Here is a 24364-nt window from a genome sequence, read left to right as displayed (position 1 = left end):
CTTCCGTAGCAACCCAAACAATACATTATCTATAGACATAAAACATACTAAATGGGCATAATAGGCAACATGGAACCTAGATTTTACACAATCTCTGACGTGGCCGATTTACTTGCCCTTTCAGAGCAAGGGGTCCGTGCCATGATCAAATCGGGCGAACTTCCAGCCATCCAAGTTGGCGGACGCAAGCAGTGGAGGATAGAGAAGTCTGTCCTCGAAGACTACATTCAGAATGCATACGCAGCCTCAGCGGAAAAAGCTAAAAACCTCTAACACACTCGCACGCTCTCAATAACGGCCAGCCGCACAGCACATCTCCTGTCTAGCTCTAGATAGTCGGCCCCAACCCCGGACAGTCGACCTCGCCACTGCTGCCCCGCTACAGAGGTCACCAGCACCACACGCCCCGATCTTGCAATTTCACGCATAACCATGCCGATTTTCTGCCTAGACTGCAACAAAGATTCAACGGTTCCAGCACGCCCCGGAGCACCCATCGCCGCTATTGCAGCCAACGCAACAACCGTCCGATTCCCTGCCTGATCTACAACCTGCGCCCAGGCAGAATTCACCTCTACCGCCAGCCCAGCAATCCGCGCCCCGGAAAATAGTTCCAGATCAACACGCCTACCTTGCTGCTCGCGTATCAGATCAGCCAAGTTAATGCTGAGACGAGCAGCCTCGGCTAATTCGTGCGCCTCCGCTTCACGCTCTACCGCCCACTGCCCTTCAAAAGCAGCTTCCAGAGAATCTAAAAAATCCATATCTAAATATTACTGTTGACAGAGTCGCACCCGCACGCTTAACGTTAAGTATCAAACATGCTCAAACATAGTCGTTAGGCATTCAATGCGAAGCATAAACAATATCGGCGCCGGTATCGCAACGTTGGCGGCACCAAGTAGTTGCGCCTACTGCTCTGGCATGGCGATCGACTCTGCACACCAAATATTCGTGCAAGAATTGCCATCAGCCCAGCTCTCGGCGTTAGTGGCCTGCATACTAGCCACAATCGGAGCCCTACTATCGCTGTGGTATCTAGCCGGCGGGCTGGCACTTTTGGTTGCCCAGTTTGCCCCGGCAAGAGTTGCCGAGACAATTCGCAGCAAAGTTCTACAATACGGTCCGCCCCTGTTGCGAAAAGCAGCTGGAATCTCGATCTCAGCATCCACGGCAATTGGCTTCTTTTCCGCCCCCGCAGCCCTCGCAACTACTGCTTCGCCTGCTACCGAAGGAAGTCCCGTAGTTGCGACCTCCCTCGTTGATCTGGGGCCAGGAGCTCCCTCACTGGATCTAACTGCCGGAGCGCCACCCCAAAACCTCTCCTATTACACCGTGCAAGCCGGTGATTCTCTGTGGAGCATATCGCAAGAGCACGCCACCTCAGTCAATGCCCTTTACGACCGAAACAAGACCGTTATCGGACCAAATCCGAACCTAATTCAACCAGGACAAAACCTGGCTATTCCAAAGGAAGACAAATGAGCGCACCACTAAGCCAATCCCCAAAGATGATAAAGCTTGCTCCCAAGCGACCAATGACTCCACCCCCAACCCGCACCCAGATTCCGGTACTACGGCCTGGGTGTGCCGCCCGGAGCAAGCTTAGACCTAATCAAGGTCTGCCCACACCAAAGATGCCACACCCAAGACCATGGGCGGCGAACATCGCTAAAACCGTAATCGAACTACTCACCGGTTTTCGCCCTACTTCCCCACTGTCTCAGTGGCTATTGCCCGAAATACATGGGGCGTTACTCAATCGGGTAGAGATGGCGCGAAGGCTGAATAAGCATGCCGCTCCCGCTAAATCCGCCAGAGTTGTTAGCGCACATGTGAAGGCAGTGCAGGCAATAAAAGGCGGCGGCCTCCAGGCTGTAGAGGCCGCCGTCGTAGTATTCGATGGAAAGAAGTCCAGGGCCGTAGCACTGCGCCTTGAACCGCTACACGGTAGGTGGGTTACTACGGCACTAGAAATTGGCTAGCTGCGATTTTTCTTCTTCGCGGCACGCCTCTCTGAACGGTTCATGGGCTTTCCTTCTGCCTGCCCCGCAGATGCGCCTTCCTCTTCCTCGCTCGAGGGAGAATCGGATGGCCCGGAGTAGGCAATATTGGTCGGCTCCTCACTTGCTCCGACAGTACCCATCACATTTCCGGAGTTGTCGGCCTGCTGGGCTTCAAGCTGTTCACGCACAGCCTTGAACTGGTGAGCAAAACCGAATACCGAAGAGACGGTGTCCTGGCGAATACGCCCCATCATCTCGGTAAACATCTGCGCCCCCTCGGAAGAATATTCCACCAGGGGATCACGCTGGCCCATTGCGCGCAGGCCGATGCCTTCCTTCAGGTAATCCATCTCGTAGAGGTGTTCCCTCCACAACCTGTCGACTGTCCCTAAAAGGACCCGGCGCTCCAACTCGTTCATGGGAGCATCGCCCAATTGCGAAATTGCAACCGGATTATTATCTACTTCTTCAACCGCAGTTGCGTAGGCGTCAGTAATGTCATCCAACAGAGCTTCCGTGACGTCGTCAGCCGATAGGGCGACCCTGCCACCTACTTCTTCTTCTAGGTCTTCGATCTTCAAGCTGATTGGGTAAATCGAACGAAGTTCAGTCCAGAGCTTCTCCAGCTCCCAATCTTCGGGGCTTCCTTCCGCAGTTACGGCCGCGACCGATTCGCGAATTACCTGCTCAATAAAGCCCGGGACCTGCTCCCCCATGTCAACTTTGTCGTTTAGTACCTGCCGCCGCTGATCGTAAATCAGCTCACGCTGACCGGTCATAACATCGTCATACTTCAGCACGTTCTTACGAATCTCGGCATGCTGTGCCTCGACCTGGCTCTGGGCGGACTCGATCGTGCGCGATACCAAGCGCCCTTCCAGAGGCAGATCCTCCGGATACGAGTCTGATGCCATGATCCTCTGCGCCAGACCGGTTGCAAACTTCAGCATGAGCGGGTCTTGCATAGACAGGTAGAAACGGGATTCGCCCGGGTCACCCTGACGGCCAGACCTACCACGAAGCTGGTTATCGATACGACGCGAGTCGTGCCGTTCCGTACCGAGGACGTATAGTCCACCCAGCTCCTTTACCTCGTCATGCTCCGCCTTCACAGCGGCTTCGGCCTTGGGAAGCGCCTCCTCGTAGGCCTTCCGGTAGGCATCGAGATCTTCTTCAGGATCAAAACCGGCTGCACGCACTTCTTGCTCGGCAATGCGCTCAGGATTGCCGCCGAGCATAATGTCGGTACCACGACCAGCCATGTTCGTAGCGACAGTCACTGCGCCTTTTCGGCCGGCATCGAAAACGATTTCTGCTTCGCGCTTGTGCTGCTTAGCATTCAGCACGGTGTGCGGCACTCTAACTTCCTTTAGAAGTGCAGAAAGCTCCTCGGACTTTGCCACGTCGGTAGTGCCAACCAGTACCGGTTGCCCCTTTTCGTGACGATCCGCGATATCTTTTACAATCGCCCGCAGCTTGCCAGCGCGGGTCGGGTAGACCAGGTCAGCCTTATCTTGGCGGATCATCGGCTTGTTCGTTGGGATCGGCACTACCCCGATCTTGTAAGTATTTGCGAACTCGGCAGCCTCAGTTTCGGCAGTACCCGTCATGCCGGCGAGTACCTCGTATAGGCGGAAGTAGTTCTGCAGTGTAATCGTCGCCAAAGTCTGGTTTTCGGCCTTTACTTCAACGCCTTCCTTGGCTTCGATAGCCTGGTGGATGCCCTCGTTGTAGCGGCGTCCTTCCATCGTACGACCGGTATGTTCGTCAACGATGATTACTTCCCCACCCGAGACGATGTAGTCGCGGTCGCGTTTGAAGAGCTCCTTAGCCTTAATAGCATTGTTCAGGAAGCCGATCAGCGGCGTATGCGCAGCTTCGTAGAGATTATCAATACCGAGCATATCCTCAATCGCTTCAATGCCCGCTTCGGTTACCCCAACGGTACGCTTCTTCTCGTCTACCTCGTAGTCCTTACCGCGCTCTAGCAGGCGGACCATCTGTGAGAACTTCGAGTACCACTGATCCGCTTCGCCCTCGGCAGGACCTGAAATGATTAGTGGCGTACGAGCCTCGTCGATCAAAATGGAGTCAACCTCGTCGACAATGACGAAGTAGTGATCACGCTGCACCAAGGCTTCGACTGACTGAGCCATGTTGTCACGTAGGTAGTCGAAACCGAACTCGTTGTTCGTACCGTAAGTAATGTCGGCGTTGTACTGCTTTCGGCGCTCATCAGGGCTCTGGTTCGCAACGATGCAGCCAACAGTGAGCCCGAGGAACCGATACACGCGGCCCATCAGCTCACTCTGGTAGGAAGCCAAGTAATCGTTCACAGTAATTACGTGAACGCCCTTACCTGCCAGTGCCCGAAGGTAGGAGGGCATGGTCGCAACCAGCGTCTTGCCTTCACCGGTCTTCATTTCGGCAATGTTGCCTTCATGAAGAGCGATGCCGCCCATGATCTGTACCTTGTACGGGCGCAACTTCAATACGCGGTCAGCGGCTTCACGCACAGTCGCGAATGCGTCCACCAGTAGCTCATCGAGTGTCGCGCCGTCCTCCAGGAGCGCCTTAAACTCGGCGGTCTTGCCCTGCAACTCTTGGTCGGTTAGGGCCTTGTACTCGTCTTCCTTCGCAAGTACTTCCCCTGCCAGCTTTTCTAAGCGGCGTAGCGTTCGGCCTTCGCCAATACGCAGAATCCTGTCGAGAATCGACACGTGAGCTCCTTCAGTTGATCGCACACAACATGCCTAGTCTAACGGCCAAAGCATACGGCATTACAACTGGAGTCCATCACATTTACCGATAGGTGAAAAGATGGCCCGGTCCTCACCACTGAGAACCGGGCCAACACACTTAGCAGATTACTGTTCGACCTTCGCGTCTAGCCTGAGAACGCCATAGGTCCATCCGTGCCGCCTGTAAACCACACACGGCTGAGATGTCTCGGTATCTACAAACAGATAGAACGGGTGTCCCACAAGCTCCATCTGGTACAGGGCCTCAGATACGGTCATTCGATCCGGCTCATGTAGTTTTTGTCGAACGATCACTGGGGAGTCGCCAAGCTGCTCTTCGCGCTCCTCGCCAGCCTTCATATCGGCGACAGACTTGGTCTCCTCGTGTACCGCCTTGGGGGCATCTTCAACAGCCAGTTCAAACTTCAGCGCCTCAATATCTAAGGGCTTTTCAGTCTCCTGATGAGTTACTCCCTTGCGATGGTCTTTCGCCCGATCCCTAGCTCTGCGCAGACGCTCGTACAGCTTCCCTGCCGCAATATCTACGGCAGCATAGCGGTCAGACGAGGATGCCTCTGCCCTAATAACCGGCCCCTTGCCGTGAACGGTAAGTTCAATACGCTCGGCAGTATCTGCCTGACGCGGATTACGTTCGTGGTTTAGTTCAACGTTCACGCGCTGGGCGCGGGGATAGAACTGGGTTACTTTCGATACCTTCTCTTCTACGTATTCGCGGAAGTTAGGGTGAATCTCGGCATTTCTAGCATTGACGATAATATCCATTGTGTCCTCCGGGGCACTCCGTTGGCCGAAGCCAGTTTGTGGGTACCAACCGCACCAACTGCGGCGGTCTTGTGTGTAGCTACCACCCCTCCCCTTGGAAGTTCAGGCCCATGCCTGATTTCCTTTAACTTTACCGTCTATTCACGTATCGCACATCACATATGCGGACTCGTATCTTCTATTTGGACAGGTGGCTTAGCAGCGGCTATTACTACGGCTCCGACTACCTGTCCCCCATGTTCTTCAATGGCTCTTGCACAAGCCTTCAAAGTTGCGCCAGTGGTTGCTACATCGTCCACTAACAGCACCTTTGGGCCTACCTTCCCTACGCACTTCACTCCCTCTTTCAAGCGCTCAGTTCTGCCTTTGCCTGATCTGCCTGCCTGGTGAGCACGTAGCGGCAGATACAACACATCTTGAATCTTCACTTGCTGGCCTTGCTTCGCCAGATACGCAGCTATTCCTAATGCAAGAGGACGACCGATCTTGTTTCCGAAGAGTCGCCGCTTCCAAGATGGCGGCGCCGGAACGATAGCAAGGTCATCGGCCCTACTTAGAAATGGCGCCTTTGCCAAGGCATGCCCGAGGCGAAGTAAATAGGGGTAGGGATCCACCCGCTGGTCATGTTTGAGAGCAAGCACAAGATTACGCAGGGCCCCCTCATACCAGTCGAGACACCATACGTTAGAGAGGTATACCCGCAAAGATGCAGACACGTCGAATGGAGACTCATCAAAGATGCCGCTGCATTCTTGGCAAAGTGGCGTATCCCAGGCGCCGCAGCCCATGCATTGGACGGGTACAACGAGGTCAAGTAGAGCTCCCATGGCAGTAATTGTTTCGAGGATCCGAAAACGAATCACCCGCAAAAAACCTAGGTTGTGGGTTGACTCCTGTGCACGCTTACCCGGGATAATTTAGCGAGGTAGCCTTTGTCTCTACAGACTTCCACCCGGCTCCAGACTTTATGAATAGCCGACCGTTTGAGTCAGCTACACGCACCGACTGCGAAGGGCCGCCCCGCAGCACCCGTGTTGCCCCCACCGGGCCAACCAAGTTGGTCGAGGTCGATCCGATCTCTTCTGTCTCAATATCGGGGGCGGATTGCCCATCCGCCTTCGCTAATACCGCAACCGTTGTCGAATCCACCCACCCGACATCGCGAATCTTCTGGATAGAGGTGGCAACCTGCGTGGGGTTCACCAATGCCACCGGGCTCCCGTGCTCGTCGCGGTGGACCACACACACGTAGGCCTCCTCAGTACCGTTCTTCTCGGATACCAGAAGCATCGCCCGCGCCCCATCCAGCGTAAGGACCAGGCGAGTTACTGCCCTACCGGACAGCCATTTTGCCGACACATCCTTGAGCTGGCCAGCTTCATTCATGACCACTACCGTCGCCGAGGAAGAATCGCCTGTCCAAATCCATCCTCGTCTATCCACTGCCGGAGGGCGCAATGCCTTCCCGGGGTAGGCGACTATCGGAGTCGATTGGCCAAAGAGTACCAATCCGGAATCTTCTGCATTGGCTACCAGTGGCGAGCTACTTACGGGGGAAATAGCCGGATCTGTCAACTGGTAGCTCTGAGTTTTCTGCGCGGATACTAGCTGCCGAGAATGGGAATTCAGGTCGCTTACTACGACCCCAGAGCGAATACCCAAGAGATAATCCGCGTCGTATTTCTGTTCTTCTGGCTGGGTTCCTGCGGGCAAGGCGGAACCTCCAGAAATCACGTTTAGCGTGGAAGAACTGGTCAGCCCAGACAATGTCCGTTCGATCTGGCCGCGAGCCCATCCTAGGTCTTTAGAGGAAAGGGTACGTACCCTCCCAGATAGCTTCACGGACAGCTGTGATCCGTCCGTTTTTACAGTGTCATCTAATTTAGTGTTTGCGGGAATAAAAGTTCGCACGGCTGGGCTAATGGCACCCGAGGGGCCCTTCAGCAACAGCTTGATCAGGTTAGTGGACATGCCTTGCTTCGGCAGCCACCTGGGGTCGGCTACGTACACTTTCGCGTCAGTAGAAACAAAGTACAGGTTTCGCTTCGTATAGGCAGTGTTAAAAGAATCCAGGGGGATCATGATCCCCTGTGGCAAAGAGGTGATGCGCCACTGCCCACCTACCTTGCCGAAAGTTATTTCAGCGCCTGCCCGCGTGCCTATCTGGGAGGAATCACCAATGCCGTTCTGATCAACGCGCATTCTGCGGATACCGCTGAGCTTAGACACTTGTCCGTCCTGGTCATAGGTAATCCGAATAGAATCCTGAGTAACCGTAATTTCGCGCTTGGGATCCCAAATCCGGGCTGCTTCCTTGGTCAGGTATTCGCGCGCGGTAGCAAAATCGTCATAAGTACCGGCAGCCGCAGCACGCAAGAAATCCTCAGTAAGTCGCTGAGGACTGGCCCCTTTTGTGGGTGGAGCTGCCAGCTGCGCCAATGGATCTTGTACCCCCTGCTCGGGTTTGGCCGGAGTGACCGGCCCCGAGGTAGGTAACGACGCGCAAGAGCAAAGGAGGGAGACGGCTGCGCCTAGCAAAGCTAGTTTACGAATCTTCACGACGTTCCTCCTGCTCCTCTGGATAGTCGCCCTCGCTGACATTTTCCGGATCTGCCTCGTACATAGAAGGCGTCCCATCGGCAGATAGAAGCTCCACTGTCTGCTCTCCATTATCGGCAGCAACCGAACCCAGAGTGATGTCCTCGGGGTGGGTCCTAGACCACTCGGCGCGGGCCCTGTCCAATTCCGGATCGGATATTTGCAGCGGCAGCTCGGAAATGGGCACATCTGCCTTCACAGGAACCACCAGCATGAACGCTGATCCTGCCTGTGGGCACCCAATCACCGTAAGTAAACCGTTGTGGATATGGGCATCTTCTGCCGCAATTGCCAACCCCAAGCCGGTTCCTCCGGTGGTGCGGGCTCGGGCGGGGTCGGCACGATAGAAACGATCGAACACATGCGCAGCAACTTGGTCGGTCATTCCGACGCCCCAATCGCGAACGCGCACCGCCACAGCAGTCTTCGAACACGCTACCGAAACCTTCACAGGACGGGCTTCGGCGTGTTCCAAAGCATTTGTGTACAGGTTCCGAATGATCCTTTCTATGCGGATCGAGTCAATAGCTGCGATCGCTGGACCGGCAGTCTCGAAAATAGTTTCCACCCCGTTAGCCTGCGCCAAAGCCTCAGAATCAGAAATCACCCTGGCCGCAATCTGGCTAATATCTATGTCTTCACGTGTGGAAAGCGCAGTGTTGGCATCAATCCGGCTTATTTCAAGTAGATCAGAGAGCATCCGTTCAAAGCGCTCTACCTGTTCGTAGAGAATCACCGCCGAACGCGATTCCACCGGTCCCATGTCCTCTTTGGAATCGTGCAAAACTTCAGCCGCCATTCGGATAGTGGTCAGCGGCGTACGAAGTTCATGGGAAACGTCCGAGACGAAACGGCGTTGTAGATCTGCTAGTGTCTCGTAATTTGCAATCTGTTCCTGCAGCGAATGAGCCATCTTATTGAAGTTAGAAGCCAGGATCGATAGCTCGTTGTCGCCTTCTACCTCCAGACGGGCAGACAAGTCGCCCTCGCCAAATCTGGAAGCAGCCGCCGCGGCCCTTCGCACAGGCGTAATTAGCTGGTAGGAGACACCAATAATGGTGACCGTCAGCAAGATCAAAATGATCAGCGTTCCTACCGCTAGCACCTGGATGATCATGTCGATGGTTCCCTGTTCAGGCGCGAGCGAATAGACGATGTAAAACTCGTGAGCACCTGCCATAGGCAACTGCACCGACTGGCCTACAACTATGCCGGGGACTTCTTTTCCGCCCACGTCCAGCTTCACCGATTGCCACTGAGCAGTTGAATCCGCCGCTACCTCGGTGCGCATCTGCGGAGTCAGTACTCCTTGCAGGGAGGTATCTACTACCTCGTTGATTCTTACGCTGGAGGCTTCTTGTGGACTGCGCAGCAACATGACCCCAACCGCACCGGCACCAGCCGCGCCTTCACGTTGATCCTGCATAAGCTGGTAAGCCACGTCCTGCAGCTCACCGCCATCCGTTACATTGGACTGGTCGAGCACCGTCTGCACGGCAGCACGACGCACGGACGCGTCAGAAATAATCTGATCCAGTCGCGATTGAAACAAGCCGTCACGAATGTGCGAGGAGACGAAAACCGAAAGCAACAGCATCATCACCGCTGTAGAGGCAACCAGCACCACGGTGATAAACACACCTAGGTTCTGGCGAATTGCTTTAACTAGGTATCGATCCTGAAACCACTTTACTGGGCGTAAAGAGAGGATACGTCCAGCAAGACTCACGCTTTGTCGCCACCAGCGCGGTAGCCAACTCCACGCACAGTAAGAACGATGACGGGATGTTCTGGATCAGCCTCGATCTTCGACCGAAGCCGCTGGATATGCACGTTCACCAAACGAGTGTCGGAAGCATGGCGGTAGCCCCATACCTCTTCGAGCAGCTCTTCCCTGGTGAATACTTTCCACGGCTTCCGGGCAAGGGTAACCAGCAGATCAAACTCGAGCGGGGTCAGTCCCAGATCCTTGCCATTCCTGGTCACTTCGTGGCCAGCAACGTCGATCTCGAGATCGCCAATTCGGACCCGTTCCGTCTCGGAATTATCTACATGACGCAGGCGAGCGCGCACCCGCGCCACCAATTCTTTCGGCTTGAAGGGCTTCGGAATGTAGTCGTCAGCCCCGGCTTCCAGTCCCCGCACCACGTCAGTGGTGTCGGTTTTTGCAGTGAGCATTACGATCGGTACGCCAGAAATTGAGCGAATCCGCCTGCAGATCTCGATGCCACTCAATCCCGGTAGCATCACGTCTAGAAGTACAAGGTCAGGCTGATCGCGTTCGAATGCTTCTAGGGCCTTATCGCCGTCTGCGCAGAAGGTCGCCTCGAAGCCCTCGGCACCTACTACAATGCCGATCATCTCGGCCAATGCCTCGTCGTCGTCTACAACCAAAATACGCGCGCTCATAAGGCTCCTTCTCTGTTGTTCGCCTCTTTATCTTACTTTGAAAGATTCCAGTTTTACTTCGAAAGATCGGGCTCAATGAATATTGTCAGATCTAGTTCCGGCAATGAGCCGCGGATGGCAGCTTCAGCCTCGTTGATGTGGTCCGCTATCTGCTTGCCAGAAGAATTCGCCGCCACAGCAATCTTGGCAGCCACCAGCACTTGCTCAGGCCCCAAATGCAGAGTCTGCAAATGGATGATGTGCAGATCAGCTTCCCTAAACCCTTCCCGCAGCCGTCTGGCGACGTTTGGGGTAACCGACTCTCCTAATAGCAATGAAGCCGTCTCAGAGGAAAGGAACGCTGCTACCACTATCAGCAGGATACCAATGGCGCCAGATCCTAGAGCATCCCATCTGCCATTGCCGGTAGCTAAGGTTGCTCCCACCCCACACAACGCGAACACCAGACCGGTAAGTGCAGCAATGTCTTCCAACATCACTACTGGAATTTCAGGTGCTCTAGCAGAGCGAATGTAGCCAAAGATACTCTGATTCCCTCTAGCTTTACCCGCCTCCTTCAGGGCGGTCCTAAGCGAAGTGGCCTCGGCAATGATTGAAATCAGCAGTACGACTACGGGCACCCAATGCCATGAGGTAATCGGCTGTGGATCGACAAACTTGTGGTAGGCCTCGTAGAGGGCGAAACACCCACCTGCCAAGAACAGCACAATAGAGACGATGAATGCATACAGGTAACGGGCGCGAGCATAACCAAAGTTATGTTGCGAATCAGGCTCCTTTTGCGCCCTCTTGGAACCCACCAGTAGCAAGCCCTGGTTACCGGTATCCGCAAAGGAGTGGATTCCCTCGGCGAGCATTGCTGAAGACCCGGTCAGTAGCCACGCCGCTATCTTTGCGATCGCAATTGAAACATTTGCCGCAGCGGCAGCAAAGATTGCCTTCGTTCCGCCCTTGTTACTCACTGGCGACCGCCAACATTATTCTGTTCACTTGTCAGTAAAAGAGGGACTTCGTCACGAATTGGGTATGCCTCACCGGAGGTGACGTCTACCAAGTATCCGTCCTGCTCTTCAAGCTTGTTACCGCTGGAAGGTGACACGAGAATATCTTTCACCCAGTCGCGCATACCTAACTCCTTTTACTGTTGGGGGGAAGTTTCTTGTCCCGATATTACGCGTAAATACCCCCGTTTTCTTCCTACCTGCGTCCTCGCTGCCGGATGACGCGAAACTGACGCGTCAAGTTCACTCTTTGGCTCCGGTTTGGCTATCGGCTGTGACTTGGGCTCGCTAGCCTTGCGCACTTCATTCGCGAGAGCCATCAGATCGTCATCGGTTGGGTCCCGCTCTTCGAATTTTGTTTCCAACCTGATTACTTCCCAGCCATTGGGAACAGTCAATCGATTTGCGTGGTCCGCGCAGAGATCATACGCCTGCGGTTCCGCCTCGGTGGATAAAGGGCCCAACACAGCGGTCGATTCGTCGTAGTCAAAAGTCAAAGTTGCCACAGCCGGGCGCGAACAAGTGGTCTTAAAACAGGTGCGAATAGGTCTCACATGTGCAGACTACCCGCCGGAGGGCGCGTTCCCCGGTTGGCAGGGCCGGGCAACACCAACTCCCCATAGATCTGAGTGAACAGCTGATTCATCTACCCCACAAAGACACAAATAGAATAATATGCAGTTACACTAATTTGTCGTTTCAGAAGAAATGCCTCTGCCACAGCTTTTAGCATGCATGAGTGTTCCAAGAAACTAATTGCTTAACTATTATCCAAGGGAAACGAAATTGAGACAGTTGAGGCCGTCCAAGTTACTAACTATTTGCGCTAGCGCCGCCATCTCGTATTTAGTCATGCTCCTCAGTTTCTACCCAGGCGTCCTATACGGACCTGATCTTGAAGAGCAGTTTGCGCAGGCCTCCGGTCAAATTCCTTTCAACGATTGGCACCCGCCCCTTATGGCACTCGTATGGAAATGGGGAATGTGGCTAACTTCCAAACCGTCGTGCCTATTCATCTTCGAAATAACCCTCTTTGTGGGCTCACTCCTGGTTTTTGCCTTGTCGGGATATCGAAGGGGAAAACTCGATTTGCTCTGGGCCTGCCTGATTACCCTCCTCCCCCTTTACGCCCCTCTCCTTATCCAGTCGGGAAGGTTATGGAAGGACCAGTTCCTAACATTTTGCCTTCTTGCGGCAATTGCAAGCCTTTGGGTAGGCGGCAAAAAACGCGGCCAGTGCTGGTCTTTAGCCTTGTTCTTTGTGTTCGCAGCCGCGGCCATCTTGTTACGCGCGAACGGCTTCTTTGCAGTAGTTTTCTTGCTTCCGCTAGCCGGGACGAAGATCCGCGCCTTGCTTCCACATCTGCAGTCAGGTCAGGGCAAGACCAAAAGACTCTTTCGTAGCAGAACCGTTATAGCCATCGGCTGTGCCTGCCTAGCTCTGATTGTTGCCACCGCAGGCTTGAATGCCACTGTGAAGATCGCTGCACAGCCGACAAAGACTCATCAGATCGACCAGCTATTTTTGGATGACCTCATAAATACTTCCTCCCCTACGGAGGTGATGGATTTGCCGCTATCTGGCGATTTCAAGAAATTCTTGTCCTCTGCCATCACTCGCTGCTCGGCCGAAGGGCATAAACAGAACCTGATGTGGTATTCCTGCGCAGATGGCAAACGGATAACCATTAAAGATGGAACCACAGTTTTCTCTAGCATCCACCGCTTCCACCCAGAGTTTATGAAGGCCTGGTTCGCGGTCATTCCACAGCACCCGTTTAAATATGTTGGCTACAGAATGGAAGTGTTCTCCCATTTTATTTTCGATACCTGGCCTGCCAATCTAGGAAAGATCAAAGAACATTTCTCTCCAAGGTTTTCCGCCGCATTTACCTCAACATCAAGCTACACAGATTCTGTAAGTTCCAGGTGGGCCCCATTCCTGTTCTGCCCCGCTACCTATCTTCTGATCAATCTAGCGACTATTTGCTTCCTACAAAGACGAAAAGGCCAGCTCTCAGAAGAACATCATTCATTTGCATTCTGGCCCCCTGCAGCATCTTTGTTCTGGCTGGTAAGTCAAATTCCGATAGTTCCCGTCTCGGATTACCGCTACAGTTATTTTTCGATCGCCACAACCGCGCTCGCAGTTGCAGTATTGATGGGCGGGTTGAGCCTGAAGACAAAAACTCCCGGCGGACATGCCTCGCTAGCTAGGTAAATCGGAACTAGAGTCTACGTATGAGCATCTGCAGAGATCGACACGGTAGAGGAAGACGCGGCGTATTAATGCCACCCACCTTGCCCGGTTCGCTCACTCGGTCCCAGTTCTTTGACATGCTTGTGATCGCTAATGCCAGATCCATCAGAAAGGGATTCCCTAGTGTGGCAGATTGGGAATTCGCCGTCGAGGATGTGCCTCCGTCTGATCCTGCCCCCTGGGAACGACAGGCGCCGGTCTTAGCACGAACGTTTACCGGGCGCGCTGGGTCAGGGCTGAAGCCTAGGGTGGTGCTCTACCGTATTCCACTTTCTATGAGGGCGAGCAACCGCCGCGACCTGGCAAAAATTATCCGGCTGGCGCTAGTAGACCAGATCGCCTCGGCACTGGGAATTGCCCCCACTGATGTAGATCCGGGGTTTGACCCTAACGGATTTTAACGCCTATTGCTGTGAGTTCGCGGGCTGATCTTGAACTGGTAAAAGTGGAGATTGCGGACTTGCTTACCACTGCTGTGATCGCAACCGGCCCGTCGGACTTCCATTGCCATGTGCCTTCAGGCAGCGCAACTGAAGCACTCTTTAGGGCGGGCACCTTTAGCTTCTTCGGGGTTTGCCCCGCGCCGCGGAATTCCACTACGCCATCGGCATTTGCACTGGCATAGATCTGGGCTCCCTTGGGGACGATCAAAATCCCGTCCTTTGCCGCAGCCCTTGCAGTCGTCCACGTGAAGTCTTTATCCTGTCGTTCGCGGACTGCAGCCAGAACTGGCTTATCGGATAGCACCTGCACTGTACCGCGTCCCTGTCCAAGACCAGCTAAGGAGATCTCGGCGACGGCTCCGGGTTCTACCGTAACTTTCCCGCCGGGAACGGGTATTCGTTCATCGCCCTCGGCCTTGTACACCTGAGCGTGGATGGCCTTATTTGCGGGGTTAGTAATCTGCAACTGGGCATCGGCAAAGCCTACCCCAGGAATCAAGTTGGTCATGTCGGGGCCTTCGGCGGCCTCTGTTACTTCTGCGCCTAGGTCGTTTAGCCCTTTAGTCATCGACTGTTGTAGCCAGGCGCTTACTCCCGCACCAGTCGCAGTCAGGTGTAGGCTCACGCGTTCTTCTTCAGGGGCTAGTCCTGCTAAGGGAACCGTTACCGTCTGGCCTGCTGGCAGACTCACACGCGAGCTCACCAAATCGACAGGCCCAGTCTTCGAGAATGCTTCGATCGTAACGGTAGAATCTTCCTCGCTGGGATTAGCCAGTAGCAAGGTGGAATCTGTCCCGGTGGTGGTGGCTCCTCCAAGTAACCACATTGAAGTACGCGGACTTTCGCAGGTGGAAAAGGCCTTTGGGGTGTTGCTCTGAAGTCCCACAGCCACGGCAGCTTTCCCGTTTGAGGGCGGCGCCTGCAGTATCGCCCCGGCGGGAGCCTCGGCCTCTACTTCCTTGCCGTTAACAAGCACGCGTGCAGGCGTGCCTTGTTGGGTGATGCCGGCAATGACTGCCTTTCCTTTTCCGCCTGTCGGAGCGCATGCGGTAAATGTCGGGCCTCGTTGAGGCGTGACGTAAGAGTGCGCAACGGCCTTAGTCCCAAGCGGATGAGTCCCATAGGCAATAATGCCGCCAAGTCCACCGATAAGTGCGAGGGCCGAGAGGGGCGCAATTATTTTCCTAGCTTCCACGTTACGACCTCCTTCCGTTCGGGCCAGATCGCAGCTGCCAGGGTTCCTAGCACGAGCGCCCCGTAGGCTAGCCGCCACGGCCAGATCCAGAGCGGATTGATACTCAGCCGAAGGGTGCCACCCAGATTAGCTGGCACTTCAAAGCTCTGCAGTCCTGCCGCATTAGTTGCCTCTAAGGCCTTGCCGCCGAGTGAGGCCTTCCAGCCGGAGTCTGCCCGCTCCGCAAGTTTTAGGGTACGTACGGACGGACTTGCGCCGATTTTTGCCCGAGCGCTCAGATACCCGGAGGGTACTACCTGGTCGCCAACCTTTAGGCGGGCGCTTTGAGGGCGCACACGCCACAGTATTCCTAGGTCGTTAGAGCCTATCCGGGTTATTCCCTTCGCAGCGTCGATTTTTTCGGCGAGATTCCGGGCGAGCGCTTGTTCAGTAGAGGGCGAAGCTACCTCGTCGCTTCCTAGTACGGAGCGCGGGATTATGACTTCGCCTACCCCCAGATCCGCTAGTTCGTTAGCAACATCAGTCCCCGAGTTAGAGGCTAGGTTTGCTACTGCGGAACGCAGTTTCGCCGCGGCTCCCTCACCCGGCGTCTGCGGGCTAGAGAGCACGTTCCGCCCGGTCAATGAGGCGGTATTTGTGCGCAGCAGGGACACTTCTATTGCGTCGCTTGTAGGACGCAGGGTAGCGACCTTGGAGCGCGTGCCGGAATCTTGCACTCCTTGTTGGGTTGCGGGTACCTGTCGGTTTGGCGCTGCCTGGAAGCTACCTGGGGTGGGTGAAATTGCGAAGTAAGTACCACTGCCCAACCCGCCAATTAGAAGCACCAGCGACAGAGCTACTCCTAGCACCAGGATCGGCTTTTTCCTCCAGGGTCTGCGCAGATAGTCCAGAGTGGCAATTGCCGCTCCGACTAGTCCTACCCAGGCCAGTGTCAGCCCAGGGCCGGGCCAAGTAGCAACCATGTTGTAGTTTTCGTCTACGCCTGCCGGAACAGAGGCAGACAGGACCGCGATTGCCGCCCCTGCCAGCAAGCAGAGCCAGGAGATGCGGGCAGAAACTACGCGTTCCGGAAGAGCGAGGGCGATTACTGCCAGAACAGCCAGTGCCGCCCCCAGTAGGGCCAGTAGCTCTTTGGCGGCTAGGGGTACTCCTGCAAGTAACGCCCAGGTAGGAACATTCGGGGTCTGCACCGGCATGCCAGCAGTTGAAAGAAGCGCGGTTGGTAGGTGTCCCTTTCCTAGGGCATCCGCAAGCGAGGGCGATATTGCAACTAGCATGGGAACGCCTGCCAGCACCCCGATGAGCCCGCCAGGCCGGTGGGTTAGAAGCAGATAAATACCAGCGACCAGGTATACCAGGGCTCCGCTCAATCCGAGGATCGGGGAGGCGGCGCCGACCACCAGCAGCGCTAGGATGCCGACAAAGGCTCGCGTGTGAGGACGCCCAAGTTCACCGGCAACCTCTTTTCCATTCACCCCAAAGGCTAGGTGCGGGGCGTGGGCTCTGACCAAGCCCGCGACAGCCCACACAATAAGTGGGAAGAGGGCGTGGGCCAGGGAGGGCGCAAAACGGCCCTGGTGCATTCCGATTAGGAAGAAGGGAGCACACATCCATCCGAAAGCTCCGACGGTTCTAGCCCACGGAGCGCGGGTCACGGCCCCCGTACCGGCCCAGGCTGTGGCAAAGGAGATTAGTGGCAAGAATGCGAAAAGGAACGCCATCGCTTTAGATGGAGATATTCCCACTGCAGCGAAGGGTGCTGTAAACATGCAGAGAATCGCTAGAATCGGGTCTGCCATGCCGACTTCCCCTAGCCCCGACGGGATCCAATTAGAGAAGGCTGCTTCGGCCAGGTCGCGCCATCTAGAGGGAAGGTCCAGCCAGGCACCGCCGTACGGGTGTGCCCAAACACCGCGGGTGAGGAAAAGGTTCAGAATGCCAGCCACCACTAAAGATGCTGCTAATGCGGCTTTCTCGCGTCCTCGTCTTGCTACTACCGCCGCAGCAGCGACCGGTTCTAAAGGCGCGGGTCGGGCCGCATCAAGTTCGATCTTCTTGGCAATCTTCCGTTCGGCTCGCACCTCAGCTCTGGTCAGCTCCAACGGGGCAAGCCTTGCTCTTGCCATTATTTTGGCTCGGCGAATGCGACTGCGTCCTGCTACTACTTCCCCGGGACGGGTCAGAAAAGCGATGGCTGCGTGAAGCTGCGCCCTCGCCTGTGCTCGCTGGCCGCGGACCGTGTGGCCGAGCCACCGAGTAATCCCGCTCCCCAACGCCCACAGGGCGATGAACGGCACGGCAAACCAGTACACTGCCAAGGCCGCGTTGTAGTAGCGCGAACGGCGTAGCTCTGCCGGGTTGGCCCGCTCTCCACGGAACGATTCCTGAGCGTGCCTCACTCGTGCTTTTGCTACTAGTACGACTCTGTGCCCTGCCAGGTGTAGTCTCCGGCCAAGTTCAAGTCCTTCACCGTACCTACCGGATGATGGGTCTAGTCCCCCGGCTGCGCGAACTTTCTGCCAATCCAGGAGCAGTCCCGCAGTGCCAAGAGCTAATACATCCGAACGGTCGTCATACTGGCCCTGGTCGATGTCGTCATTTAGGGGCATCCGCCATCCTGTACGCGTGGCCTCTATGCCTGCGCTCAGGAGTTTTACCCCTTCAAAATCAAGTTGCGACGGACCGCATGCTGCGATGGTCCGCCCTTTTTCCATCTCTAAAGCAAGTAGTTCCAAACAGTTTGGAGCGGGAGACGAATCGTCGTGTAGCAGCCACAGAAGAGGTTCCTCAATACTATTAATCTGGGCTATTACTTGCCCCAGTGAGGTAGCTCCTGGGACAGAAATGACGTCCAACCAGTCAGATTTCACTTCCGCCAAAAGAAAATCAGCACTGGTATCTACCACGCTAACCCTGTCGGGGCGAACAGTAGAGGAAAGAATAGCTTCTAGAGTGGCGTCGAGGTACTGGCTGTCTCCGGGAGTGACAACCAAAGCCCGCACGGGCTTGAAGGCGCGGGCGGAGGAAAGTTCGCGGTTCAAACCGCTTTGCGACGTAGACGCCGCCGCTCACGTTCAGACAGGCCGCCCCAGATCCCAAAGCGCTCATCGTTTTCAAGAGCGTACTCTAGGCATTCTTGGCGAACTTCGCATGCCGCACAAACGTTTTTTGCCTCGCGGGTGGAGCCACCTTTTTCCGGGAAAAATGCCTCCGGGTCGGTCTGGGCACAGAGGGCGCGTTCTTGCCAAGCAAGTGGCCCTTCAAGTACGTCCATGTCGGCATACTCGGAACCGAAGGCTTGGGTTAGGTCAAGGTCACCTTCGCCAAGTATGTTCCACACAGCGCTCCCCCTCGTTGTTGCGAATCTAAATTACATGCGTGTCATTAGTCTATGTCAAGAGCATACATGATAGCGAGCCCCATTTTTCCGCCCGATGATTTCCATCGCTTGTGTCTTTGTTGCTATTTCGCGCCAAACCTTGCTTGCAAAGGACTCTATTATTAGGTTATGAATCTTGTATCACTTGTTCGAGACCTGGATAAACGCGTAAGCCCCGCCCTTACTTCCTATGTTGGAGGCGAGCGGGTAGAGCTAACCGGCCACGTACTTGCCAATTGGTTTTCTAAGATCGCGAATTTACTAGTGGATCTTTCAGATGGTGACACCGAGGCGGCAGTGACCCTGGACCTGCCGCTGCACTGGCGCTCAATTTGCTGGACTATTGGCACCTGGCATGCTTCACTCCCCCTCAACACGTCTGCCCCCGTCCTTGCAGTGACAGACCAGGTAGACACCGCTAAGATCTGGGTAAAAGAAGATAGGGCCGACTCGGTTGGGCTACTATCTTTACCTTTCCATCACCTTACTTACCCCCATCCGCTTCCGGAGGGAACCATCGACATCGCCTCCGACATGATGGCGAACGCCGACTCTCTAGTGTGGGCTCCCTCGCCGGATGAAGACCTTCCTCTTTACGAGGGCGGACCCGCTTTTACCGAGGTAACTTCCATTGCGCCCGTTCCTGCCGGAAGATTCGCTATTAGTGGCGACCTCTTCGCGGTTAGCCTGTATTGTGTTCGACTATGGGCGGCCGGCGGCAGCGCGGTGTTGCTCCCAGCTGATATGGATGACCAAGAGTTGGAGCGCATCCTGCAGATCGAGGGCGCTACCTTAGGGGACGTCCACCTGCGCTAGGTGCCCGTGCCCGCGCACTCGCACGGTACCGTCAGAGGCGTCGATAAACGCCCCATGGCCCCGCTGTAAAGAAAGCTCATTCGATTTTGTAGCGATCACTGCTTGCCCATCGAGGCAAGTCAAGATCCTGGGCCCCCTCCCTGGCAGAGGGCGCCACTCGGCTCCCGGCTGCGCTAGCGAGAGTTCAAAATCGTCAACAGGGGCATAGTATACGGCGGTCCAGTTGTTGACCCACTCTGGGGCTATACGCATCGGTGGGGCTGCAGAAAAATCTGTGCATCGCAGTGCCTCGCGCGCATCCACGTATTTCTCGGTTAACCCGGCTCGCAAGACGTTGTCGGAAGCTGCCATCAGTTCTAGACCCAAGCCCGACATGTAGGCATGGATATGCCCGCAGGGAATGAACAGGGTCTCGCCTCTGCGCAAGGTGACAGGGTTTAGCAGGAGCGAAAGCACTGCTCCTGCGTCTCCGGGATATTCCTCCCCAAGCTCGCACGCAATGGTATCGGCTCGCTTCGATGGCGTGGTTCCCCGGTCGATGCGGTCTCGGCAAGCCACCACCACTTCGTTGACGGCTGCCTCATCCGGGCACGTGTCAGGATCCATCAGTTGGGTCGCAATGGTACGCATTCCGAGCGCATTAGTTTGGTGGTCCAGAATATCGAAGAGAGAGCGAGCTAGCGGTGCGGCTAAGTCGCGTAAGATCTCGCGGGCTTTGCGGGGCGCCCTAAAACCGACCACCGCCTCAAAATCGGTGAGCGCCATAAGCATCTCTGGCTTGTGGTTGGAATCCTTGTAGGAGCGCGAGGGCGAGGAACGATCAATCCCCTGTTCTTCCTCGCGCGCGTATCCCTTGACCGCGATCTCTTTCGAGGGATGTACCTGCAGAGAAAGGGGCCTGGCAGGCGCCACATATTTCATCAAAAATGGCAGAGACTGCCCAAACCGATCAACGGTGTCCTGTCCGAGTGCGGACAACGGATCAGAACAAATATGTTCCTCCAGCGTTCCCCCGCCCACTATTTTGGTTGGTGCTATCGGGTGGGATCCGTACCAAATTTCGGCTACCGGTGTAGAGTCGGCAGGCTCGCGTAGTAAGGCTGGCAGTGCATTTCGTGAGCCCCACGCGTAGGGTTGCTTAGCGCCCTCGAGCAACAACATCTAAGGAATATTCCTTCCCCGCGCGTGCTGGTAGAGGTCGTACCACTGACTCCGCTCTAGACGGACTTCCCGGGCACGCGCACAAGCCCAAATCCGTTCCGGCTTGGTAGTACCTATGACTGGCACTATGGCTGCCGGATGCTTTTCTAACCATGCCAATACTATGGCCTCTGGCGGCACCGACATATTCTGGGCCAACTGATGCACAAGTTTCCGGGTCTGTTCGACGTTCGGATCGGCTGCGGGCACATCCGCGGTGTAAAGCCCGCCGTCTAGGGGGCTCCAGGCTTGAATTTGCACGCCCCTATTTAGACACCATTCGATAGTTTGCTCGTCAAAGCTGGGCTGGCCAGCAGTGTTGAAGTCTACCTCTGCGTCCACAAAGGCGTGATGTCCCAGCGAAAGCTGGAGTTGATTTGCGGCTAGTGGAACGTATCGAGCCCAGGCTTGCAACTGCGCCGAATGCATATTCGAGACCCCCACTGCCCCGATTACCTTCTGTGCCAGCAAATCCATGAGTGCTTTACCAACGGCTGCCTTGTCGGCCAACGGATCGGGCCTATGTATCAGAAGGACGTCGATGTGGTCGGCGCCGAGGCGCTCCAGCGACCCCTCCAAGGATTCCTTCAATCTATCCGGCGTCTGTTCGTACCTGGGCACTCCTTTTAGGTGGATCCCAAATTTAGTCTGGATTTTGAAATGCTCGCGAAGCGAAGGATCGGCCTGGAAAGCCGCAGCTATGGCCTTATCGGCATACCCGTCCTTATAGATGTCAGCCGTATCGATCGTGTCGATCCCAACCTCTTTAGCAGCCCGCAAAGCCGCGAGCGCTTGAGCCGCTTCTGCCTCGCCAACACGCGGCGAGTCCCATGGGCCGCCCAGCCCCATTGCTCCGTAGATCATGGTTAAACAATAGCGGGGGCGCACCAGAGCCGCCCCCGCTAAAGTGATTACCTACTATTTTTCTTTCGGATGAGTCATAGAGGCCACGTCAAGGGCCTTGTCCAGATCCTCTTCGCTAATTTCGCCACGTTCCACAAAGCCCAAGTCAATGGTGGATTCGCGGATTGTAATACCTTCCTTGACCGCGTGCTTGGCGATCTTAGACGCTGCCTCATACCCGATCACCCGGTTCAGCGGGGTGACGATCGAGGGCGAAGATTCAGCCAGTTCCTTACAGCGGTCAACGTTTGCCTTTAGGCCATCAACTGTCTTCTCGGCAAGAACCTTGGCGGCGTTACCCACGATGTTGATTGATTCGAGCAGGTTGGAAGCCATGACGGGCAGCATAACAAGCAGGTCAAAATTGCCTTGAGCTCCCGCAAAGGCGATGGTCGCGTCATTGCCTATCACCTGGGCTGCGACCTGGACGGTGGCTTCAGGAACAACTGGGTTGACCTTGCCTGGCATGATCGAAGAGCCCGGCTGCAAGTCGGGCAGTGCCAGTTCGCCAATACCGGTACGCGGGCCCGATCCCATCCAGCGCAGATCGTTACAGATCTTCACTAGCGAGACGGCCACGGTGCGAATAGCCCCGGACATTTCAACTAGAGAATCCTGGGCCGCCTGCGCCTCGAAGTGGTTGGGCGCCTCGGTGAAAGGCAGGCCCGTGTTCTGGGCAATCAATTCGATAACACGCTGGCTGAATCCGGCAGGAGTATTGATTCCGGTGCCAACCGCAGTGCCACCAAGCGGCAACTCGCATAGCCGCGGCAGTGCGCCCTCGATCCGCTTGATGCCGTTGCGGATCTGCATAGCGTAACCGGAGAACTCCTGCCCCAGCATGATCGGGGTAGCGTCCATTAGATGGGTTCGGCCAGACTTCACAACGTCGGCGAATTCCTCAGACTTCTTCTCCAGTGACTGCGCCAAGGTCTTGAGTCCTGGAAGCAACACTTCGTTGACCGCTTGCACGGAAGCAATGTGGATAGAGGTCGGGAACACGTCATTTGAGGACTGGGAAGCGTTCACATGATCGTTGGGGTGTACGGTGTCGCCCTTGATCCGACTTGCCAAGGTGGCAACCACTTCGTTTGTGTTCATATTCGAAGAAGTGCCGGATCCCGTCTGGAAGATATCGATCGGGAATTCCTTGTCGTGCTTGTTTTCGATGACTTCTTCCGCAGCCTGCTGGATCGCCTTCGAGGTGGCCTCGTCAATTACGCCCAATTCTAGGTTGGCAATTGCTGCCGCGCGCTTTACTTGCCCAAGAGCGGCAATGTGGTGATCCGATAGTCCCTTTCCAGATATCGGGAAGTTTTGTACTGCACGCTGGGTCTGTGCGGCATAGAGAGCCTCCTTTGGCACCTTTACTTCGCCCATCGTGTCATGTTCAATGCGGAATTCGTCAGCCATTGACTTGTCTCCTACTCGTAGTTGGGTGGCGCTGCGCGCCGCTGCTAACTATTGTCTCGCACACATTTTTTCTAGGCTAGTCGTAGGTCCCATTATGCCCGCGCAAACCCTTGGGGTATGCCTTATCTGCCCATCTGCCACCACTACCGCATATACATTCGCCCATATTGGTCTGGTCCGTGTTGATGAAATAGGCAAAGACACATCCAAGGGTTACTTCCGCGGGAAAGTTTCGTTCTGAGCTACACGGACTTAGAGCCGCATCAATATTGATGGTGGTCGTGTACCACACTTGGAATTGGAAGAGTCAGCGGCGGAATTGACATCTTCCTACTCATCTCCAGCTATTTGCTGATGCAGATGTTCTTACGACGCATAGATAGAAATGGCCCGCTCAATGTTGTCCAGTACTGCCTGAAGGTCTTCCGCCGACTATTACGCCAATAAAGACCGGGTTAGCCCGTTTCAACATTTTTGGTCCCTTTCTATTCAGGGGCAGATATTCCTGGCCTGGCCCGCCCTTATTTCTTTGACTGTGTGGATAGACCGCAAGATCGGGGTGTGCGCTAGGAGCGGGCTGTGGACTGTTTATGGAATAATCTTTGTCGCATCCCTGACCTGGTTTATATACATAACTAACGCAGATCAGACCTACTCTTACTTTTTCTACTTTCACCCGCCTGTGGGAATTCGCAATAGGCGCGCCGTTCGCCCTCGCCCTGCCCTTAGTGGAGCAGCAGTTTGGCTTTGGACCAAACTTTCGGGGAACTCCTTCACTTCCCAATCGGCTGGTGCGGGCAACCGTCGTATAGGTCGCATTCATAGCCATTTTGCTGTGCGGGATTATCTGGGACGTGCAAGGAGGATTTCCTGGTTTCACGGCATTATGGCCCACTGTAGCCGCACTATTAGTTATTGCATAGGGACGCGCTCACCTTCCCTGGTCGGTAGCCTCGCTCCTTTCTACAAGACCGTTCCAACATTTGGGGGACATTTATTACGCCCTCTACCTGTACACTGGCCGCTCCTCATCACCCTTACTATCACTGCCGAGGGCGGAAAGCGTGGTTGGCTTCGCAAACTTGCGGTTCTATTCGGGAGCGTAATAATTGCTGGGCTACTCACACGGTTTGTGGATGCGCCAATACGCTACTCAAACTGGCTAACCCAGAAACGGCGCCGCTCAGCGGCGGTCATTGTAGTAGCCCTAGCAGCAGC

The 24364-nt window shown here is 55.4% G+C and carries 22 protein-coding genes; 6 read left to right on the top strand and 16 right to left on the bottom strand.

The genetic code is table 11. The annotated features are described in order from the left end of the window. Positions 1-69 precede the first annotated feature (69 nt). Positions 70-273: a helix-turn-helix domain-containing protein gene (locus AC1EKG_RS03680; RefSeq protein ID WP_040314892.1), complete on the top strand. Its 204-nt coding sequence runs from the start codon at positions 70-72 to the stop codon at positions 271-273. On the opposite strand, the gene AC1EKG_RS03675 is transcribed toward AC1EKG_RS03680, so the two are convergent. Beyond that, a complete protein-coding gene (locus tag AC1EKG_RS03675) occupies positions 270-764 on the bottom strand; it encodes a hypothetical protein (protein WP_004806045.1) in 495 nt (164 codons plus the stop codon). The genes AC1EKG_RS03680 and AC1EKG_RS03675 overlap by 4 nt on opposite strands. A gap of 85 nt (positions 765-849) precedes the next feature. Between AC1EKG_RS03675 and AC1EKG_RS03670 the strand changes: the two genes are divergently transcribed. Next, a complete protein-coding gene (locus AC1EKG_RS03670) occupies positions 850-1485 on the top strand; it encodes a LysM peptidoglycan-binding domain-containing protein (protein ID WP_004806042.1) in 636 nt (211 codons plus the stop codon). Then, a complete protein-coding gene (locus tag AC1EKG_RS03665; RefSeq protein WP_004806041.1) occupies positions 1482-1985 on the top strand; it encodes an Rv3235 family protein in 504 nt (167 codons plus the stop codon). The genes AC1EKG_RS03670 and AC1EKG_RS03665 overlap by 4 nt, the downstream gene beginning before the upstream one ends. On the opposite strand, the gene secA is transcribed toward AC1EKG_RS03665, so the two are convergent. From secA to AC1EKG_RS03620, 9 genes are all read right to left on the bottom strand, one after another. Beyond that, complete coding sequence (gene secA, locus AC1EKG_RS03660; protein ID WP_278614561.1) at positions 1982-4726, bottom strand: preprotein translocase subunit SecA; 2745 nt, start codon at positions 4724-4726, stop codon at positions 1982-1984. The genes AC1EKG_RS03665 and secA overlap by 4 nt on opposite strands. A gap of 147 nt (positions 4727-4873) precedes the next feature. Beyond that, on the bottom strand, positions 4874-5530 hold the full coding sequence (gene hpf / locus AC1EKG_RS03655; RefSeq protein ID WP_004806037.1) for a ribosome hibernation-promoting factor, HPF/YfiA family: 657 nt from the start codon (positions 5528-5530) through the stop codon (positions 4874-4876). Between the two features lie 155 nt (positions 5531-5685). After that, positions 5686-6357: a ComF family protein gene (locus tag AC1EKG_RS03650; RefSeq protein ID WP_146002937.1), complete on the bottom strand. Its 672-nt coding sequence runs from the start codon at positions 6355-6357 to the stop codon at positions 5686-5688. Between the two features lie 76 nt (positions 6358-6433). Then, positions 6434-8089: an LpqB family beta-propeller domain-containing protein gene (locus AC1EKG_RS03645; protein WP_481067747.1), complete on the bottom strand. Its 1656-nt coding sequence runs from the start codon at positions 8087-8089 to the stop codon at positions 6434-6436. Beyond that, entirely contained in the window at positions 8076-9857 is a 1782-nt protein-coding gene (gene mtrB / locus AC1EKG_RS03640; protein WP_102202072.1) for an MtrAB system histidine kinase MtrB, read from the bottom strand. Before mtrB ends, AC1EKG_RS03645 begins: the two co-directional genes overlap by 14 nt. Further along, on the bottom strand, positions 9854-10537 hold the full coding sequence (gene mtrA, locus AC1EKG_RS03635) for an MtrAB system response regulator MtrA (RefSeq protein WP_102202070.1): 684 nt from the start codon (positions 10535-10537) through the stop codon (positions 9854-9856). The genes mtrB and mtrA overlap by 4 nt, the downstream gene beginning before the upstream one ends. A 53-nt stretch (positions 10538-10590) precedes the next feature. Next, positions 10591-11499 carry a cation diffusion facilitator family transporter gene (locus tag AC1EKG_RS03630; RefSeq protein WP_048707242.1) on the bottom strand — a complete coding sequence of 303 codons (909 nt, stop codon included), beginning with the start codon at positions 11497-11499 and terminating at the stop codon, positions 10591-10593. Then, positions 11496-11663, bottom strand: coding sequence for a Trm112 family protein (locus AC1EKG_RS03625; protein ID WP_146002935.1), 168 nt, complete (start codon positions 11661-11663; stop codon positions 11496-11498). Before AC1EKG_RS03625 ends, AC1EKG_RS03630 begins: the two co-directional genes overlap by 4 nt. 12 nt (positions 11664-11675) lie before the next feature. Further along, positions 11676-12092 (bottom strand): DUF3499 domain-containing protein, encoded by a 417-nt coding sequence (locus tag AC1EKG_RS03620; protein ID WP_048707241.1) that lies wholly within the window; start codon positions 12090-12092, stop codon positions 11676-11678. 481 nt (positions 12093-12573) lie between these two features. Here AC1EKG_RS03620 and AC1EKG_RS03615 point away from each other — a divergent pair, with 481 nt between their 5' ends. Together AC1EKG_RS03615 and AC1EKG_RS03610 are read left to right on the top strand one after the other, a co-directional pair. Beyond that, complete coding sequence (locus AC1EKG_RS03615; RefSeq protein WP_146002934.1) at positions 12574-13758, top strand: hypothetical protein; 1185 nt, start codon at positions 12574-12576, stop codon at positions 13756-13758. A 20-nt stretch (positions 13759-13778) separates the two neighbouring features. Continuing rightward, positions 13779-14198: a metallopeptidase family protein gene (locus AC1EKG_RS03610; RefSeq protein WP_082149283.1), complete on the top strand. Its 420-nt coding sequence runs from the start codon at positions 13779-13781 to the stop codon at positions 14196-14198. On the opposite strand, the gene AC1EKG_RS03605 is transcribed toward AC1EKG_RS03610, so the two are convergent. Genes AC1EKG_RS03605 through AC1EKG_RS03595 form a run of 3 tightly spaced genes read right to left on the bottom strand, consistent with a single transcriptional unit; the run spans position 14185 to position 18709 of the window. Further along, positions 14185-15435, bottom strand: coding sequence for a DUF5719 family protein (locus tag AC1EKG_RS03605; RefSeq protein WP_048707237.1), 1251 nt, complete (start codon positions 15433-15435; stop codon positions 14185-14187). The genes AC1EKG_RS03610 and AC1EKG_RS03605 overlap by 14 nt on opposite strands. Next, positions 15417-18476, bottom strand: coding sequence for a glycosyltransferase family 2 protein (locus AC1EKG_RS03600; protein ID WP_239181395.1), 3060 nt, complete (start codon positions 18474-18476; stop codon positions 15417-15419). The genes AC1EKG_RS03605 and AC1EKG_RS03600 overlap by 19 nt, the downstream gene beginning before the upstream one ends. Then, positions 18473-18709 carry a WhiB family transcriptional regulator gene (locus AC1EKG_RS03595; RefSeq protein ID WP_176744646.1) on the bottom strand — a complete coding sequence of 79 codons (237 nt, stop codon included), beginning with the start codon at positions 18707-18709 and terminating at the stop codon, positions 18473-18475. The genes AC1EKG_RS03600 and AC1EKG_RS03595 overlap by 4 nt, the downstream gene beginning before the upstream one ends. Positions 18710-18943: 234 nt before the next feature. On the opposite strand from AC1EKG_RS03595, the gene AC1EKG_RS03590 reads away from it, so the two are divergent. Then, positions 18944-19630 (top strand): TIGR03089 family protein, encoded by a 687-nt coding sequence (locus AC1EKG_RS03590; protein ID WP_239181394.1) that lies wholly within the window; start codon positions 18944-18946, stop codon positions 19628-19630. On the opposite strand, the gene manA is transcribed toward AC1EKG_RS03590, so the two are convergent. From manA to AC1EKG_RS03575, 3 genes are read right to left on the bottom strand one after another with little or no spacing between them, the layout of a single operon-like run. Then, positions 19607-20791, bottom strand: a complete 1185-nt coding sequence (gene manA, locus AC1EKG_RS03585; RefSeq protein WP_239181393.1) for a mannose-6-phosphate isomerase, class I — start codon at positions 20789-20791, stop codon at positions 19607-19609. The genes AC1EKG_RS03590 and manA overlap by 24 nt on opposite strands. Continuing rightward, the gene (locus AC1EKG_RS03580) at positions 20792-21694 is read right to left on the bottom strand and encodes an aldo/keto reductase (protein ID WP_239181392.1); all 903 of its coding nucleotides are present in this window, start codon (positions 21692-21694) and stop codon (positions 20792-20794) included. 54 nt (positions 21695-21748) lie between these two features. Next, on the bottom strand, positions 21749-23146 hold the full coding sequence (locus tag AC1EKG_RS03575; protein WP_004806008.1) for a class II fumarate hydratase: 1398 nt from the start codon (positions 23144-23146) through the stop codon (positions 21749-21751). Between the last annotated feature and the right edge of the window lie 1218 nt (positions 23147-24364).

This window comes from Winkia sp. C0117E2, assembly GCF_056590455.1.
Note: the sequence above shows the minus strand (reverse complement) of the source record. Positions and strands in the feature narration are given on the sequence as shown.

Coding starts and splice junctions, on each gene's coding strand:
- AC1EKG_RS03680 (WP_040314892.1), top strand. CDS start 70: ATGGAACCTAGATTTTACACAATCTCTGACGTGGCCGATTTACTTGCC.
- AC1EKG_RS03675 (WP_004806045.1), bottom strand. CDS start 764: ATGGATTTTTTAGATTCTCTGGAAGCTGCTTTTGAAGGGCAGTGGGCG.
- AC1EKG_RS03670 (WP_004806042.1), top strand. CDS start 850: ATGCGAAGCATAAACAATATCGGCGCCGGTATCGCAACGTTGGCGGCA.
- AC1EKG_RS03665 (WP_004806041.1), top strand. CDS start 1,482: ATGAGCGCACCACTAAGCCAATCCCCAAAGATGATAAAGCTTGCTCCC.
- hpf (WP_004806037.1), bottom strand. CDS start 5,530: ATGGATATTATCGTCAATGCTAGAAATGCCGAGATTCACCCTAACTTC.
- AC1EKG_RS03650 (WP_146002937.1), bottom strand. CDS start 6,357: ATGGGAGCTCTACTTGACCTCGTTGTACCCGTCCAATGCATGGGCTGC.
- mtrA (WP_102202070.1), bottom strand. CDS start 10,537: ATGAGCGCGCGTATTTTGGTTGTAGACGACGACGAGGCATTGGCCGAG.
- AC1EKG_RS03625 (WP_146002935.1), bottom strand. CDS start 11,663: ATGCGCGACTGGGTGAAAGATATTCTCGTGTCACCTTCCAGCGGTAAC.
- AC1EKG_RS03610 (WP_082149283.1), top strand. CDS start 13,779: ATGAGCATCTGCAGAGATCGACACGGTAGAGGAAGACGCGGCGTATTA.
- AC1EKG_RS03595 (WP_176744646.1), bottom strand. CDS start 18,709: ATGGACGTACTTGAAGGGCCACTTGCTTGGCAAGAACGCGCCCTCTGT.
- AC1EKG_RS03590 (WP_239181394.1), top strand. CDS start 18,944: ATGAATCTTGTATCACTTGTTCGAGACCTGGATAAACGCGTAAGCCCC.
- manA (WP_239181393.1), bottom strand. CDS start 20,791: ATGTTGTTGCTCGAGGGCGCTAAGCAACCCTACGCGTGGGGCTCACGA.
- AC1EKG_RS03580 (WP_239181392.1), bottom strand. CDS start 21,694: ATGATCTACGGAGCAATGGGGCTGGGCGGCCCATGGGACTCGCCGCGT.
- AC1EKG_RS03575 (WP_004806008.1), bottom strand. CDS start 23,146: ATGGCTGACGAATTCCGCATTGAACATGACACGATGGGCGAAGTAAAG.